Here is a 15,176-nt window from a genome sequence, read left to right as displayed (position 1 = left end):
TGACGACGGACCCGGCGACCGCGCTACACCACTATCGGGGACTCAACTCTGGCCGCGGCTCGCTGTAGCTCCAGTAGCGCCGGGGGGGTCGGCCGCAACCGCTCGGTGTACTCCTCGGTAGCGGCCTTGGCTGCCATCTGTTCACCCCAGGCCTCCAGCTCCGCCCGCTCCTCAGGTGTCAGGTTCAGATCCTCGATCCTCATGGTCACCTCACCTCGCCCCTCTCCTTCGGCGTCAGGAACTTGTCTCGGGCTTCCATCGCGTGGAAGACCACGAACTGGATTCCCCACTTCGAACGGTGCCCTATCTCCTCGACCTCATCCATCGCGCAAGGTTGCTTGCCAAGCCGCCTTGGTGCTCGGTGTGGGTAGTTCCGGCCAGAGCGGAGTCTCGGTCAGCACCAACACGGCTCGCGATACTGGTAGCCGCCCAACAACCTGGAGTACACATGTCGATCGCTGCTACCACCCCTCCTGACTACCTCCTGCGGCCCTGGTCCGGCACCTGGGCGCGTGACGTCGCGCTGGTCGGCGGAGCCGTGCTGCTCACCGCACTGCTCGCACAGGTCGCCATACCGGTGCCGGGTTCGCCCGTGCCGGTCACCGGCCAGACCCTCGCCGTCATCCTTGTCGGTGCCACCATGGGGATGCGCCGTGGTGTGACCGCGATGGGCGCTTACGTCCTGCTCGGCGGGCTCGGGCTCCCTGTGTACTCCGACGGCGCCGGCGGGATCTCGGTGGTGGCCGGCCCGACCGGCGGGTACCTCATCGGGTTCGTCGTCGCCGCGGCAGTGATGGGCAGGCTCGCCGAACGCGGGTGGGACCGCACCCCGCTGCGCACCCTTGCTCTCGGCGTCTTCGGCCAGGCGCTGATCTTCGCCGTCGGCGTGCCGTGGCTGGCGTTGGTAGCAGGGCTGGATCCGGCCGAGGCCGTCGCCGCCGGGCTCACACCGTTCATCGTGGGCGGCCTGATCAAGGGGGCGATCGCCGGCATGCTGCTGCCGTCCGCGTGGCGGCTGGTCCGGCGAGAGCCGCGCGGCACGCTGGACTGAGCTACGCCGCCCGGACGAGCGAACGGGCCGGCCGTCCCAGGTACGCGTGGACGTCCGGCCCGTTCCGGGAGGCATGGTCAGCCGTTGCGCCCGATCGTGATGCACTGCTCTGACTCACCATAGGCAGTCCACGTGCCGACGTTGCCCGCGTTGTCAGTGGCGCGAGCCGACCAGCACGTCGTCGATCCCTGCGGACTCGTGACGTCGGCCGTGTCGCCCAGTACGACGACATGGTCACCGAAGGTGTCCTCGTGGACCAGCTTCTGTCGGTAACGGAGCTCCACCCGAGCAAGTCCGCTCGGACGGAAGTAGACGTCACCATCGTCCGACGCCGACGCCGCTACCGTGTAGTCCGGATCCGACGCGTGCCCTGGCATGCCGCTGATCCACTCCGCGCCGATGCTGAGACGGTCCACCCGCGGTGCGCGACTGTCCGTCGGCTCGGTCGCCACCGGCGATGCGATCGAGGTCAGGTCCACGGCACGCACGTCATCGGCGGCGTCGACATAGGCAACCGTCGTACCGGCGTCGTCCAGGTCGAACTCCGGCAGGTTGGTGTTGCCGTCGGAAGGGACCGCGAGGGATCTCGTGACACCGCCGAAGACCCCTTCTGCTCCCGTGGCGTACCCGTAGTCGTACGAGTACTCGCCCACGACGACGCCAGGGCCGAGCTGCACCGGGACGCGAGTCGACGCACCGCCACCCGGCTCGAGAACCTTGTAGTCGCGGTAGACCTCCTCGAGGTCGAGCAGCAGCCCACCTTCCCTGCACGCCAACACGGTGAAGCGTTCGTCCGCGTCGTCGACGACAGCGAAGCCGTTGAAGTCTGACGAGCAGACCTCCGGCCGCTGCTCGAGGACCCCGCCGGTCACGATGTCGTACCGCGTCAAGGTGAACTGGTCGTCCATCACGACGACGTCGTCACCCGCGAGAGCGACTCCCCGGCTGTCCCCGTCGAAGGAAGCCGGGACCGTGAGCGTGTCCGTCGGTGCGGTGACGGGTTGCACGACCGCGGACGAGCCCTGGCGCACGGCCAGGTACTGGGCTCCGGCGCCCAGGGTCGTACTCGTCGCCGTGCTCCGGCTGCCGCCGCCGTCACGTGCCCAGGCGATCAGGTTCGTGTCCCCCTGGTCGATCTGCACGACGTCGACCTCTGCCGCGACAAGCTCACCGACGAGCGGCGCCCCACCGAGCTCCGTGCTCCACACCGCCGCCGGATCCACGCGGTCACGCCAGATGACCTGCGACCCGGACGCGGACCGAACCTCGACGAAAAGGTAGTGGTCGGTCAGCGCGACCTCGGTCGGGGTACCGAAGCTGCTGACTTCTTCGGCGGTGACGAGGACGGTGCTCGGTTCGGGGTCGGCCTGTGCGGGCCCCGCGGCGATCACCATGCCACCTAGCGCCAGGGCGCCGATGGCACCGAAGCCGAGAAGACGTCTCGTCACGGCGGGGCGCACCAGGGTGGTGCAGGACATATTGCCTCCAGACTCGCCGCGGGCGCGGCGACCGTCGACGACCGTAGTGGTGGCCTGCGGCCATGGGGAGAGCCCTGCCGGGTGAAACTAGACATCTGCGCTCCATTTCGATCCACCAGGCCTGCGACGATGAGGGCGCGGCCGCTGCGACGGCGGCACGTGGGACGGGAGAACCGGTGGGGGGAATGGCTACGTGCCCACGGCGCGCAGCGAGGCGCTCACGATTCGTAGCCCTCGTGCCGCGTGCTGGGTACGCTCAGCCGCGTCGTTGTCGTTGCTGCTCAGGGGTGGGGTAGATGAGGCCGTCTGATTGGTCGCCCGTCGGGTTGGACGCTGATCCGACGCCGGGTGATCCGGTGCTGGTGCTTTCGGGTGGGCAGGAGTATCAGGAGGTTGCCCGGTCGATCGACAACGCGGCGTCGTCGATGTCCCGGTTGGATGTCGAGGGGACGATCTCGCAGGCCGTGGACTCGTTGATGAGTGCCAAGGAAGACACCATCGGTGAGATCCGTAAGGCCCACTCCCGTTACGTCGCCGCGGGTGACGCGCTGGTGGGGTACGCGTCGTCTCTGGAGCGGGTGCAGGGTGAGACGTTGGCGGCGTTGGACCGGGCTCGTGAGGCGCAGGATGCGGCGCAGGCGGCTGCGGGGTCGAAGGACCGGTGGCAGGACCTCGCCGATGGCGCGAAGGACGAGGCCGAGAAGGCCGAGTACGAACAAAAGGCCCAGCAGGCTGGTGGTGACGCGGACCAGGCTGCCGGGGTACTCAACTCCGCGAAGTCCACGGTCGAGTCCGCGGTCTCGGATCGGGACCGGGCGGCGGAGCATGCGGTCGACCAGATCGAGGAGATCACCTCCTCCGATGATCTGAATGATGGGTGGTGGGACAACTGGGGTTCCAAGCTCGTCGCCGCGATCGCGGACATCGCCGACATGATCTCCACCATCGCCGGGATCCTCGCGATCATCGTCGCGTTCATCCCCGTCGTCGGCACCGCCCTGGCGGGAGTGCTGATCGTCATCGCGGCAGTGGCGGCCATAGTCAGTGCGGTCGCGAACATCACCCTCGCCGCTACGGGTGAACGCTCCTGGGCCGAGGCCGGGATCGCGATCGCCGGTGCCGCGCTGTCGTTGATCGGTCTGGGTGGCGCCGCGAAGGCCGCGATGGGGTTGTCGAAGACCATCGCGAAGTCGGGTGGGTTCCGGCAGGCGATGAGCAAGGGGTGGTGCAAGTTCGGGTTCGGCAAGTGCTTCGTCGCCGGGACCCTCATCCACACCCCCGACGGCCCCCGCCCGATCGAGACGATCCAGGTCGGGGACAAGGTCTGGGCCCACGACGTCGTCACCGCCCGGGACGAGCTGCAGCTGGTCGTCGAGACGTTCGTGCGCAGCACGACCGAGCTGTTCCACCTGACGATCAACGGGTCCGTGGTGTCGACCACGGCCGAGCACCCGTTCATGGTCCACGACCGCGGCTGGCTGGACGCCGCGTTCCTGAACGTAGGCGACCTGCTGGTCACCCCCGACGGCACCACGGTCCCGGTCGAGGCGATCGAGACCGAGCAGCGAACCGAGGCTGGCGTGGAGCCGGTCTACAACTTCCACGTCGAAACTCACCACAACTACTACGTTCATGCGGGCAGTACGCCGATCCTCGTCCACAACGCGGGCCACACCGCTGCCGGCGCCAACAAGGCGAATGCACCGGTCAAAGAAGTTGAGACCTACGCCCCGAAGCCAGTGAAGCCTGGCGACGCCGTCGAGCGGATGAACAACTTCCTCGGTGAGGGGCAGCACACGAACATCCATCCCCGGACCGGGCAGCCAGACCCCCATCGAGTCGTATCGGAGGACGGTCGGCGCAGCATTCGATTCGGCCCGCACGAGATGAACAGCAAGCCCACAAAGTTTCACTATCATGAGGAGACATGGGCCTATGACGAGGCCGCGGGCATCTGGAACGTGGATAACGTAGTCGTCAGAGTTCCGCACCCGAAGGGATCTTGGTAATGCATGGAGTCGTGCTCGCCAGCATTGACGGACAAGGGTCGGATCTCCGTATACAAACGGATATCGGCCCCATTCTCGGTGTGTGGCGCGGAGATTCACCGGTCAACTCCGGAGAGAGTGTCGATGTCGAACTGGAGTTTCCAAACTCCCGCGCTTGGGGTGACATCGCTAGCCATGCCAGCGCCGAGGCTGCCCGCAACGTTCCGTCAGACCTCATCGTCGGGACGGTTATAGAGTTTTTTGACGATGGAATTCTCATGGTAAAAATTGGCGGTTCGATCGTGCAAGTTGAACTGGACGACAGCCCGTCGGGCGACCTTGTCGGAGCGACGGTCGCTATCGCCCCGGACGACTTGGAAATCTACCCCACGGGATTGTGACCAGAGCGGTTACCCCGCTTGAGATGGCAGCGCGGGTGGAGTTCGCGAAGGCGATCTATGTCCACGCCGGCGCCACACCGATCCCCGTCCACAACGCCGGGCACAGCAGCCTGACAAGGCAGGCGGACGGCACGTTCACGTCACCTTCAGGGCTCGTATATGGGTGCCCGAATCTTGACCAGGGTCTCCTGCGACCACTGATCGCGGACCAAGGCTCGGCAATCCTATTCTGCGACCGCGCTGAATGCGTGTGGTTGCATCCAGACGACATGTCATTCTCCGAGGCAATCTACCCACAGGGTCCCGATTGGGAAGTAGTTCCGGGTGTTCACGTGACGCCCGGCAAAACTCGGTGGGCAAGGCCCCAGGACTTGCCGTCGGGATGGACCGACGGCTACGACTGGCATGAAGGCTGAGGCGCCCGCAGGGGATTTGACCTGCGGGTTCACGGTGTTTCGAGGTCGGGACGCGGGGTCCTGACCGGAAGGATCGGGAGTCCGCCAAGACAACCTGATCCCCACCAGCGAGGGCCCTCGTTGATCACCTATCGCGCCAGTCTCGCCGTGCCCGCGACCACCCTAAAGACGGTCACGAGCACCGCATCACACTGGACCCCTGGCGAATCACCAAGATCGCCGCTGCCGCACTTGTCCTACTCCATCTTCGACGACCCATCTCCAAATGAGGCGAGAAAACTTCGATGCACTTATCAAGAACGGCGAGTGAACAGGAAGGTAAAGATCCAGCGACAATGGAGTACCGGGAACCCGGAGCCGGTGGACGGGAAGAACTGCTCGAGGCGATCGAGAAGGATGATGCGCAAGAACTCTGTGGGGCAATGATCGCCGCAGCGTTCAACGTCGATGATTGGAAATGGCTACAGGAAGAGTTCGTCTCTCTCCTCCAACACCCCAACGCCAATGTACGAGCCATCGCCGCTACCAGCCTGGGACATGTCGCGCGAGTTCATGGGCAGCTCGACACGGCGCGTGTACTTCCGCTGCTGGAGGAGCTCAGGCAACACCAGAAGACTCGGGGATTCGCCGAGACAGCGCTCGAAGACATCGAGATGTTTGCCCACCAGCCATGAATCGAAGTGCCGCCGAGCGGCGCCGTCTCCGCACCGCCTGACCCTGCCGCCGGCCACGCCCACCACCCGCCGGGAACTCTCCCGGACGCCCCCTCGTTCTCACCCCGCCGGGCAGCGCCTCCGCCCCCAGCGGTGATGGCCCGCGGCATATACTCGCCGCGTTCGGACGCCCTATCGCGAGGAGCACCGATGACCGAGCCGATGCCGCTTCAACCACCCGCCTCCGCCGCCGAGCCCCTCGTGCTCAGCGCACCCGACCCGGTCCAGCCCGTCGCAGCGACCCAGGCGCCCAAGATCGCACCGAAGGTGGACCCCGCCGCGGCGCCCGCGCTCGACAAGAAGGTCAGCACCTACCTCGACGGCCTCCTCAGCGCCGACACCAAGAGCCCGGAGTTCGCCACGCGCGCCGACGACGTGCGCACCATGGGCGACCAGGACATCCGGCAGGCCGCCGACTCCAGCAACCGGCTGCTCGCCACGCCCGTCCGGGCCCTCAAGGAGGGCGGCCTGGCCGACGGCTCCAAGGTGGGTCAGACCCTGCTGGAGCTGCGCCGCACCGTCGAGGACCTGGACCCGTCCGAGGCGAGCGTCGGGCGCAAGTTCCTCGGCGTCATCCCGTTCGGCGACAAGATCCAGGACTACTTCCGCCGCTACGAGTCCGCGCAGGGCCAGCTCAACGCCATCATCCAGGCGCTCTACAACGGCCAGGACGAGCTGCGCAAGGACAACGCCGCGCTCAACCTGGAGAAGCAGAACCTCTGGGACACGATGGCGCGCCTGAACCAGTACATCTACGTGGCCGAGCGCCTCGATGCCCAGCTCGCCACGAAGATCGCCGAGCTCCAGATCGCCGAGCCCGAGCGGGCCAAGGCGCTGTCCGAGGACGTACTGTTCTACGTGCGCCAGAAGCACCAGGACCTGCTCACGCAGCTCGCGGTCTCGATCCAGGGCTACCTCGCGATCGACATCATCATCAAGAACAACATCGAGCTCACGAAGGGCGTCGACCGCGCCACCACCACGACGGTCTCCGCGCTGCGCACCGCCGTCATCGTGGCGCAGGCGCTCGCGAACCAGAAGCTCGTTCTGGACCAGATCGGTGCCCTGAACACCACGACGTCGAACATGATCGCCTCGACCTCCAAGATGCTCGCCGACCAGTCGGCGACCATCCAGGAGCAGGCCGCCAGCTCGACGGTCGGCATCGAGCAGCTGCAGGAGGCGTTCGCCAACATCTACGCCACGATGGACTCGATCAGCGACTTCAAGCTGCGGGCGCTCGACTCGATGTCGCAGACCATCGGCGTGCTGCAGACCGAGACCACCAAGGCCACGGAGTACGTGGAGCGAGCACGACGCACCAACACCGACGGCGTGGCGAGCGGTTCTCTCGACCTCAACACCCCGTGACGGCGGGCTCGGAGGCAGGCATGAGCTGGTGGCGGCGACTCTTCGGCGGCGGACGCGCCGAGGAGGTGGAGCAGACCGTCGCGATCCCGGCCCCGCCCACGACCGAGCAGATCGTGACGTCCGTCGACGCGGTGCTGGAGCGCGCGACCGGAAGGGCGCCCGCCGCCGTGACCGCCCGGGTGCAGCGGGTGGCCGAGACCGTGCACGAGATGGCGCCCCGCCTCGACCGGCTCGGCGCCGGCTCCCAGCAGGCGCACACCGTGGTCGCCACCGCGACGAGCTACCTGCCCGAGGCCGTCGACGCCTACCTGCGCCTCCCGCGTGACTTCGCCGACCGGCGCGTCGTCGACCGCGGCAAGACGTCGCTCATGATCCTGTGCGACCAGCTGGACCTGCTGGGCGCCACGATCGACAAGATCTCCGACGCCGTGTCGCGGGCCGACGCCGTCGCCCTCGTGGCCCACGGCCGGTTCCTCGAGGAGAAGTTCGGCACGTCGGGCCTGACGCTCCCCGGGTCGGCCCCCGGCACCCTGGCGCCCCCCGGGTCGTCGGGCCCCGAGACCGGGCCGGGTCACCGACCCCTGGAGGCCCCGTGAGCACGACGGCGTTCGCCGCAGCCCTCGACGCCCTCGCCGCGACAGCCACCGCGGCCGGCGTGAGCGGCCCTGCCGCACGCACCGAGGGCGAACGGCTGGCGGCAGCGGTGGCCGAGTCGTCCACCGGCGCCCCGGCGGACTGGATCGCCGCGACCGCCCGTCCGGCGTCGGGCAGCCTGCAGCCGTTCTTCGACGCCGCCATGAGCGCCCGCCGCTGGCGCAACGCCCCCACCGACCTGCTCAACAACCTCATCGCGACCGGCTCCCCCCACAGCACCCGGTACGCAGAAGCACTGGCCGCCGTCGTCGACGCCGCGGCAAACCTTGGCGACCCCAGCATCAGCGCCATCGCAGCGGCAGAGGGCACCAAGGCAGTCCACCGCAGCGCGGCCCAGGGCCGAGACAAGGCACCAACCACCACCCAGCCACAGTTCCCCACCAGCGAAGGCGACGGAACAGGAAAGGCCGTGGGGTCCGAAGAACCCGCCCCAGAACCAGAACCGGAACCAGAACCGGAACCAGAACCAGAGAAAACCCTGGAAGAACTCCTGGAAGAGCTAGACCAGCTCATCGGACTAGGACGGGTCAAAGACGAGATACACCGCCAGACCGAGCTCCTCCGCATCGAGCGCCTCCGCGGCGAGGCAGGCCTGAGCGCTCCGACGCTGACACGCCACCTGGTGTTCGTCGGCAACCCCGGCACTGGCAAGACGACCGTGGGCCGGCTCGTCGCCGGGATCTACCGGGCACTGGGCCTGCTGGACAAGGGGCACCTCGTGGAGGTGGACCGGTCCGAGCTGGTGGCGGGCTACCTGGGTCAGACGGCCGAGAAGACGACCGCGGTGGTGGAGCGTGCCCTGGGTGGCGTGCTGTTCATCGACGAGGCGTACGCCCTGGCCGAGGACCAGTACGGTCGCGAGGCCGTCGATACCCTCGTCAAGGACATGGAGGACCACCGCGACGACCTCGTGGTCGTCGTGGCCGGCTACCCCGGCCCGATGGCCCGGTTCATCGGCACCAACCCGGGCCTGGAGAGCCGGTTCGCCCGTACCATCACGTTCGAGGACTACTCCTCCGACGAGCTGCGGCAGATCTTCGGGTCCATGGCACGGGCCGCCGACTTCGAGCCGGAACCGGCCGCGCTGGAGCGGTTCGACCGCCTGGCGGCGGACCAGGCACGCGGCGAGGGCTTCGGCAACGGACGGTGGGCACGCAATGTGCTGGATTCCGCAGTTGCCCGGCACGCCTGGCGCCTGCGGGACGTTGAACGACCGACGCTGGACCAGCTGCGCACGCTGGTCCCGGAAGACCTGGAGGATGTCGTGGACATCGGGACTGACAGCGAGGCCACCACGTGACCGCACCGCTGACGACGACGAACCCGGGCTCGCCCGCACCCGGCACGGGCGCCGGGCCGGCGCCCACCATCCCGGGGTCCCGGTTCGCGGCAGGCCTGGCGACCACGCCGGGCCGGCTGGCGCTGGCCACGACGGTGGCAGTGGTGGCGTGCCTGCTGCTGGGCGTGACCGGCTTCCTCGCGGGCAACGGCCAGTCCGCGGCCCTGCGGGACGCACAGCGGGACGCGGCCCAGCTGGTGGGCACGCAGGAGCTGCGCAACGACCTGGTGTCGGCGGACGCGACGGCGACCAACGCGTTCCTGGTGGGCGGGCTGGAGCCCGCGGAGGCGCGTGACCGCTACGAGACGAGCCTGTCCGAGGCCGCGCAGGCCGTCCCGTCCCTTGCGGCGACCGCGCGGGGCGACGGCGAGGCCGCCGACCTCGCCGCGGTGTCCGACTCGGTGCAGCGCTACGCGGGTCTGGTCGAGTCGGCCCGGGCGAACAACCGGCAGGGCTTCCCCGTCGGCGCCGCCTACCTGGACCAGGCGTCGTCGGCGCTACGTGACGAGGTGCTGCCGACCATCGACGAGGTGGCGGTCTCGACGTCGCAGCGGGTCGACGCCGACATGGGTTCCGTCTCCCTCGCCCAGGCGCTGCTGCTGTTCGTGCTGCTGTCGCTGGTGGCGCTGGGCGCCGTCCAGCTCTGGCTCGCCCGGCGCACGCACCGCGTCCTGAACACCGGGCTGGCCGCCGCGAGCGCCGCTCTCCTGGTGGGCGGCGTGGTGGTGACGGCCGCCGTGCTGGGCGGCAACGGCGTGGCCAGGTCGGTCGCGAGCGGCCCGTACGCGGCGACCGTCGCCACGTCGGAGGCCCTGTCGCTGGCCACCGACGCGAAGTCGATGGAGTCGTTCACGCTGATCAAGCGCGGCTCGGGCGGCGAGTTCGAGGAGTCCTACCAGACGTCGGTCGCCGCGGCGCGGGACCTCCTGGGCGAGGCGGAGGACGCCACCCTCAGCACCGAGGGCGGCGGCGCGGGTGTCCCCGGACCCGCGGAGCTGCTGGACGAGTGGGACGCCAAGCACGCCGAGATCCGTGCGCTGGACGACGGGAACGACTGGGACGCCGCCGTGCAGGCCGCGACGTCCCCGGCCGACGACTCGGCGGGCGCCGCCTTCGCCGCGTTCTCCGACCGGGCCCAGGCCGAGGTCGAGACCACGAGCAAGGATGCGGTCGACCGGCTCGGCTCAGCGGCGACCACCGCGCAGGTCGCGGCCTGGATCGCCCTCGTGCTCGGTGTCGCAGGGGCCGTGGCCGCTGCCGCCGGGATGAACGTCCGTCTGAAGGAGTACCGATGAGCACGCGCGCAGCCCGCAGACCGATCGTCACAGCCCTCGTCGCGCTCGCCCTGGTCGGCACGACGGCGGCGTGCGCGCCCGAGACGACGACGCACCTGCTCACCGGCGCTGCCGGGATGAGCTCGACGACGCAGGAGTCCGTGCAGGAGTCCGCCCCGCAGGCGCCGAGCGGCGCCGCGGCGTCCGGCACGGCCACCGCGGCCCAGGACTGCGGTGACGGGCAGCCTGCCGTCGCGTCGCTGGACCCGGGCGGCAGCCCGGAGGTGACGTCCGGCTCCACGATGGCCGACATCCGCGAGCAAGGCTTCCTCCGCGTGGGTGTCTCGGCGGACACCCTGCTGATGGGTTCCCGTGACCCGTTCACGAGCGACATCGAGGGCTTCGACATCGACGTGGCCCGCCAGGTGGCCGAGGCGATCTTCGGCGACCCGGACGCGATCCAGTACCGCGTGATCACGTCGGGCGACCGCGAGGCCGTGCTGCAGGACCACCAGGTCGACATCGTGGCCCGTGCCTTCACCATCAACTGCGAGCGCTGGGAGAACATCGCGTTCTCGGCGGAGTACTACCACGCCGGCCAGAAGCTGCTGGTGCCCTCGACGTCGGACGTCGCGAGCATCGACGACCTCTCCGGGCAGCGGGTCTGCGCGCCCGAGGGCACCACCACCCTGGAGCGGCTCGGGGAGTGGGAGGGCGTCGAGGCGGTGCCGGCCGCCACCCACACCACCTGCCTGGTCCTGTTCCAGCAGGGCGCGGTGGACGCCATCACCGGCGACGACACGGTCCTGGCGGGCTTCGCCGCGCAGGACCCGTACGCGAAGGTGGTGGGCGATCCCGTGAGCGACGAGCCCTACGGCGTCGGCGTGCCCGCCGACCAGCCGGACATGGTGCGGTTCGTGAACGGCGTGCTGGAGGACATGGTCGCCGGCGGGCAGTGGGAGGAGTCCTACGAGCGCTGGCTGGGTGACGCGCTCGGTCCAGCGCCCACCGCACCGGAGCCCGTCTACGGGCGGACGCCGTGACCAGGGTGCAACGCGCACCGGCGCCGCCCGGCGCACTCGGCGTGGCGGCAGAGCCCGCTGCGCTGCTGACCTACCTGTCGGACCTCCAGGCGTGGCTCGACGCACGCCGCGCCGACCTCGACCGGCTGGACTCCACGGCCCGTCACTCCGGCGAGAACGCCGTGACGGCCGACATCGTGCTGGCCCTGACCCTGTGGCAGGCGGTACGCACGCGCACGGACGAGCTGGTCACGGTGTGGGACTCCGGCCGAGCGGACGCCGTCGCCCGCGAACGCATGTCCCAGCTGATCTGGGGCCGCCTCGGCGGCGACCCCGCCACGTCGCTCCTCTCCCTCGTCGACGCCGCGCGCCTGTGCGACGCCCAGGCCGACCAGCTCGCCACCCGGCTCTCGTTCGACCCGCACGCCGCCGACGTCACCGCTCGCCTGCGGGCCCTGTCCGGCGGCATCGTCCGGGCCGAGGACGCCGCCCACGCGTCCGCCGACACCGAGGACGACGCCGTCGTCGCCCGCCTGCGCGACCGGCTCGCCCGCCTCACCTCCGACGCCGCCCGCGGAGCCGACGTGACCGGGCCGCTCGGCGCGCTCGAGGACGACGTCGCCCGCGCCGAGCGGGACCTCATCGTGGCGACCGCCAGGCGCCGGTCGCTCGCCAAGGACCGGGAGCGCGCCGTCGCGCTGCGCACCACCCTGGCGGACCGGACGCCCGTGCTCACCCGCGTGGCGGAACGCTGCCGCAGGGAGATCACGGACCCGCCGCGGCTCGCGGTCCCGGACGTGACCCGCCTCGGTGACGTCCCGGACGAGCCCGACCGGCTGACGACCTACGTCCAGCGGCTGGGCGCCGTCGAACGGGCCATGGAGCGGGTCGAGGACGCCTACACCGCACCACTGCGCGAACGCGCCGAGCTGCGCTACCGCGTCAAGAACCTGATGACGAAGGCCCAGGGCAACGGCCGGGCGACGTCGTCCACCGTGAAGGCGGGCGAGGACGAGGCGCGCGAAGCGCTGGACGCCGCGCCCTGCGACCTCGCCATGGCACGGCACTTCACCGAGCAGCTCGAGATGCTCGTGCGCGATCTTCCGAAGGGAAACCGATGACGACACAGACGTGCGCCGAGCCGGGCTGCCGCGGCACCATCGAGGACGGCTACTGCAACGTGTGCGGGGCGCCGGCGGGCGGCAACCCCGCAGGTGGTGCGCTCGCGGCGGTCGCGGCAGCGTGGGGTGCCGACGACACGACGGTGCGTTCCTCTGACGGGCTGCCCGGAGCCATGGAGCAGCCCTCCACCGGGCGCACCAGCTCGTCCCGCCTCGCGTCGACGGCCCTCGGCTCGGCCCGCGTGGCGCCGGGCACCTACCAGACGCGACGGGTGGGCACCGGCTCGACGCGCCTGCGCGGGCACCGGCTGGGCGCGGGCCTCACCACGGTGCCGCACACCCCGGTGGCCGACCCGCTGCAGGCCGTCATGGCCACGCCGGAGCTCGCGGAGAGCAAGCGGTACTGCCCCACGTGCGGGCAGCCGGTGGGGCGGACCAGGGAGGGCGTGCCCGGCCGCATCGCCGGGTTCTGCGGCCACTGCGGCGCAAGATACGACTTCGCCCCCGCGCTCAAGGCGGGTGACCTCGTGGCCCGCCAGTACGAGGTGGTCGGCTGCCTCGCCCACGGTGGCCTCGGCTGGATCTACCTGGCCCGCGACCGCAACGTCAGCGGTCGCTGGGTGGTCCTCAAGGGCCTGCTCAACTCGGGCGACAAGGAGGCGTACGAGGCTGCCGTCGCCGAGCGGCAGTACCTCGCAGAGGTCGAGCACCCGCTGATCGTCGAGATCTTCAACTTCGTGCTCCACGAGGGTCTCGGCTACACCGTCATGGAGTTCGTGGGCGGCAAGTCGCTCAAGGACGTGCTCAAGGAACGCCGTGACCTGGGTGCCGGGCAGGCCCGGCCGCTGCCCGTCGACCAGGCCATCGCGTACCTCCTCGAGGTGCTGCCCGCTTTCAGCTACCTGCACGACCGCGGCCTGCTCTACTGCGACTTCAAGCCGGACAACATCATCGCCCAGGGCGACGGCGTCAAGCTGATCGACATGGGCGGCGTACGCCGCACCGACGACCTCCAGTCCGCGATCTACGGCACCGTCGGCTACCAGGCGCCAGAGGTCGCCGAGATCGGGCCGTCCGTCGCGTCCGACATCTTCACGCTCGGCCGCACCCTGGCCTCCCTCGTGCTGGACTTCCGCGGCAACACCACGGTGTACCAGGCGTCCTTCCCGCCGGTCGCCGACACACCCGTCTTCCAGAAGTACGACTCGTTCTACCGCTGGCTCGCCAAGGCGTGCGCGCCGGAGCCCGCCGACCGGTTCGCCGGGGTCGACGAGGCCCGCGTCCAGCTCCTCGGGGTGCTCCGCGAGGTCGTCGCCACCGACAAGGGCCGCGGGTACACCGCCACGACGTCGGCGGAGTCGGTCCTGTTCGGCGTGCCGCCGCTCGACGGCGCCGAGGGTGCCCTGGGCTGGCACGAGCTCCCCCTGCTGAAGGTGGACTCCACCGACCCGCTGGCGTCCTGGCTGGCCGGCGTGAACGTCGCCGACCCGGCGGCCCGCATGGTGGCGCTCGCCGGAGCCGGCGAGGCCACCGTCGAGGTACGGCTCGCCATGGCGCGCGCCGCCATCGAGGCCGGCGACGACGACCGGCTGCGTGCCACCGTCGCACAGATCCTCGAGCACGACCCGTGGGAGTGGCGCGCCGCCTGGATGGAGGGCCTCGGGCACCTCTCGACCGGCAACCCCGCCTCGGCCCGCGCGTCCTTCAACGCCGTCTACGGGCAGGTTCCCGGCGAGCCCGCGCCGAAGCTCGCCCTCGCCACCGTCTGCGAGGTCTCGGGCGAGCCCGGCGTCGCGGAGCAGCTGTACAGCACCATCGCGCGAGCCGACGCCAACTACACCGGCGCCGCCGCGTTCGGCCTCGCCCGCGTGCGGTCGTCGGGTGGCGACCTCGACGGCGCCCTCCGTGCCCTCGACCTGGTGGGCCCCACCCGAGGCTCGTTCCCCGACGCCCGCCTGCGGCGGGCCCACCTGCTGGTCGGCGCACGGCGCACCCTGGTCGACCTGTCCGACGCCGTCGCCGGGCTCGATGCCGCCCACGTCCCCGACCGCCCCAAGGCCGCTGTCACCGTCGACGCCCTCTCCGGCGCGCTCGGCCTGGTCACCCGCGGCGGACCCGACCCGAGCGTGCGGGTGGCCGGCGCCGAGGCCAGCGAGCCAGAGCTGCGGGACCGCCTCGAGGTCGCCCTGCGCGACCTCGCCCACCTCACCGACGACCGCTCGGAGCGCGTGGCGCTCGTCGACCGGGCAAACTCCGTACGGCGGTGGACGATGCGTTGAGCGGTACGCCCGACCCGGAACCCGGCGCACACCAACAGCCGGACGGTGAACCGCTCACGGTGATCCGCT

At 70.1% G+C, this 15,176-nt stretch carries 13 protein-coding genes; 11 read left to right on the top strand and 2 right to left on the bottom strand.

Going from position 1 to position 15,176, the window contains the following annotated elements; genetic code table 11:
* Window positions 1-23: 23 nt before the first annotated feature.
* Window positions 24-203: a hypothetical protein gene (locus APR04_RS11015; RefSeq protein ID WP_253870114.1), complete on the bottom strand. Its 180-nt coding sequence runs from the start codon at window positions 201-203 to the stop codon at window positions 24-26.
* Window positions 204-448: 245 nt separating this feature from the next.
* On the opposite strand from APR04_RS11015, the gene APR04_RS11010 reads away from it, so the two are divergent.
* Window positions 449-1,051, top strand: coding sequence for a biotin transporter BioY (locus tag APR04_RS11010; protein ID WP_253870112.1), 603 nt, complete (start codon window positions 449-451; stop codon window positions 1,049-1,051).
* A 77-nt stretch (window positions 1,052-1,128) separates the two neighbouring features.
* Here the strand turns inward: APR04_RS11010 and APR04_RS11005 are convergent, their stop codons facing one another.
* The gene (locus APR04_RS11005; RefSeq protein ID WP_253870109.1) at window positions 1,129-2,529 is read right to left on the bottom strand and encodes a hypothetical protein; all 1,401 of its coding nucleotides are present in this window, start codon (window positions 2,527-2,529) and stop codon (window positions 1,129-1,131) included.
* Window positions 2,530-2,825: 296 nt separating this feature from the next.
* Here APR04_RS11005 and APR04_RS11000 point away from each other — a divergent pair, with 296 nt between their 5' ends.
* The 10 genes from APR04_RS11000 (at window position 2,826) to APR04_RS10955 (ending at window position 15,107) form a co-directional block, all read left to right on the top strand.
* Window positions 2,826-4,538 (top strand): polymorphic toxin-type HINT domain-containing protein, encoded by a 1,713-nt coding sequence (locus APR04_RS11000; protein WP_253870106.1) that lies wholly within the window; start codon window positions 2,826-2,828, stop codon window positions 4,536-4,538.
* An 11-nt stretch (window positions 4,539-4,549) separates the two neighbouring features.
* Window positions 4,550-4,918: a hypothetical protein gene (locus APR04_RS10995; RefSeq protein ID WP_253870104.1), complete on the top strand. Its 369-nt coding sequence runs from the start codon at window positions 4,550-4,552 to the stop codon at window positions 4,916-4,918.
* Between the two features lie 751 nt (window positions 4,919-5,669).
* Window positions 5,670-6,008: a HEAT repeat domain-containing protein gene (locus APR04_RS10990; protein ID WP_253870100.1), complete on the top strand. Its 339-nt coding sequence runs from the start codon at window positions 5,670-5,672 to the stop codon at window positions 6,006-6,008.
* A 189-nt stretch (window positions 6,009-6,197) separates the two neighbouring features.
* Window positions 6,198-7,418, top strand: coding sequence for a toxic anion resistance protein (locus APR04_RS10985; RefSeq protein WP_253870097.1), 1,221 nt, complete (start codon window positions 6,198-6,200; stop codon window positions 7,416-7,418).
* A 20-nt stretch (window positions 7,419-7,438) separates the two neighbouring features.
* Complete coding sequence (locus APR04_RS10980) at window positions 7,439-8,014, top strand: hypothetical protein (protein WP_253870093.1); 576 nt, start codon at window positions 7,439-7,441, stop codon at window positions 8,012-8,014.
* Window positions 8,011-9,372: an AAA family ATPase gene (locus APR04_RS10975; protein ID WP_253870090.1), complete on the top strand. Its 1,362-nt coding sequence runs from the start codon at window positions 8,011-8,013 to the stop codon at window positions 9,370-9,372. Before APR04_RS10980 ends, APR04_RS10975 begins: the two co-directional genes overlap by 4 nt.
* Window positions 9,369-10,706, top strand: a complete 1,338-nt coding sequence (locus tag APR04_RS10970; RefSeq protein ID WP_253870088.1) for a GlnX family signal transduction membrane protein — start codon at window positions 9,369-9,371, stop codon at window positions 10,704-10,706. Before APR04_RS10975 ends, APR04_RS10970 begins: the two co-directional genes overlap by 4 nt.
* The gene (locus APR04_RS10965) at window positions 10,703-11,728 is read left to right on the top strand and encodes a glutamate ABC transporter substrate-binding protein (RefSeq protein ID WP_253870086.1); all 1,026 of its coding nucleotides are present in this window, start codon (window positions 10,703-10,705) and stop codon (window positions 11,726-11,728) included. Before APR04_RS10970 ends, APR04_RS10965 begins: the two co-directional genes overlap by 4 nt.
* Window positions 11,725-12,828 (top strand): hypothetical protein, encoded by a 1,104-nt coding sequence (locus APR04_RS10960; RefSeq protein WP_253870083.1) that lies wholly within the window; start codon window positions 11,725-11,727, stop codon window positions 12,826-12,828. Before APR04_RS10965 ends, APR04_RS10960 begins: the two co-directional genes overlap by 4 nt.
* Window positions 12,825-15,107: a serine/threonine-protein kinase gene (locus APR04_RS10955; protein WP_253870081.1), complete on the top strand. Its 2,283-nt coding sequence runs from the start codon at window positions 12,825-12,827 to the stop codon at window positions 15,105-15,107. Before APR04_RS10960 ends, APR04_RS10955 begins: the two co-directional genes overlap by 4 nt.
* Window positions 15,108-15,176: the final 69 nt, after the last annotated feature.

The organism is Promicromonospora umidemergens (genome assembly GCF_024171995.1).
Classification (GTDB): domain Bacteria; phylum Actinomycetota; class Actinomycetes; order Actinomycetales; family Cellulomonadaceae; genus Promicromonospora; species Promicromonospora umidemergens.
The sequence above is the reverse complement of the archived record's forward strand: the minus strand, read 5'-3'. Positions and strand labels throughout refer to the sequence as shown.

Bases quoted from the DNA above. Each gene is read 5' to 3' on its own strand.
- APR04_RS11010 (WP_253870112.1), top strand. From the start codon at position 449: ATGTCGATCGCTGCTACCACCCCTCCTGACTACCTCCTGCGGCCCTGG.
- APR04_RS11000 (WP_253870106.1), top strand. From the start codon at position 2,826: ATGAGGCCGTCTGATTGGTCGCCCGTCGGGTTGGACGCTGATCCGACG.
- APR04_RS10985 (WP_253870097.1), top strand. From the start codon at position 6,198: ATGACCGAGCCGATGCCGCTTCAACCACCCGCCTCCGCCGCCGAGCCC.
- APR04_RS10990 (WP_253870100.1), top strand. From the start codon at position 5,670: ATGGAGTACCGGGAACCCGGAGCCGGTGGACGGGAAGAACTGCTCGAG.
- APR04_RS10980 (WP_253870093.1), top strand. From the start codon at position 7,439: ATGAGCTGGTGGCGGCGACTCTTCGGCGGCGGACGCGCCGAGGAGGTG.
- APR04_RS11005 (WP_253870109.1), bottom strand. From the start codon at position 2,529: ATGTCCTGCACCACCCTGGTGCGCCCCGCCGTGACGAGACGTCTTCTC.
- APR04_RS10955 (WP_253870081.1), top strand. From the start codon at position 12,825: ATGACGACACAGACGTGCGCCGAGCCGGGCTGCCGCGGCACCATCGAG.
- APR04_RS11015 (WP_253870114.1), bottom strand. From the start codon at position 203: ATGAGGATCGAGGATCTGAACCTGACACCTGAGGAGCGGGCGGAGCTG.
- APR04_RS10965 (WP_253870086.1), top strand. From the start codon at position 10,703: ATGAGCACGCGCGCAGCCCGCAGACCGATCGTCACAGCCCTCGTCGCG.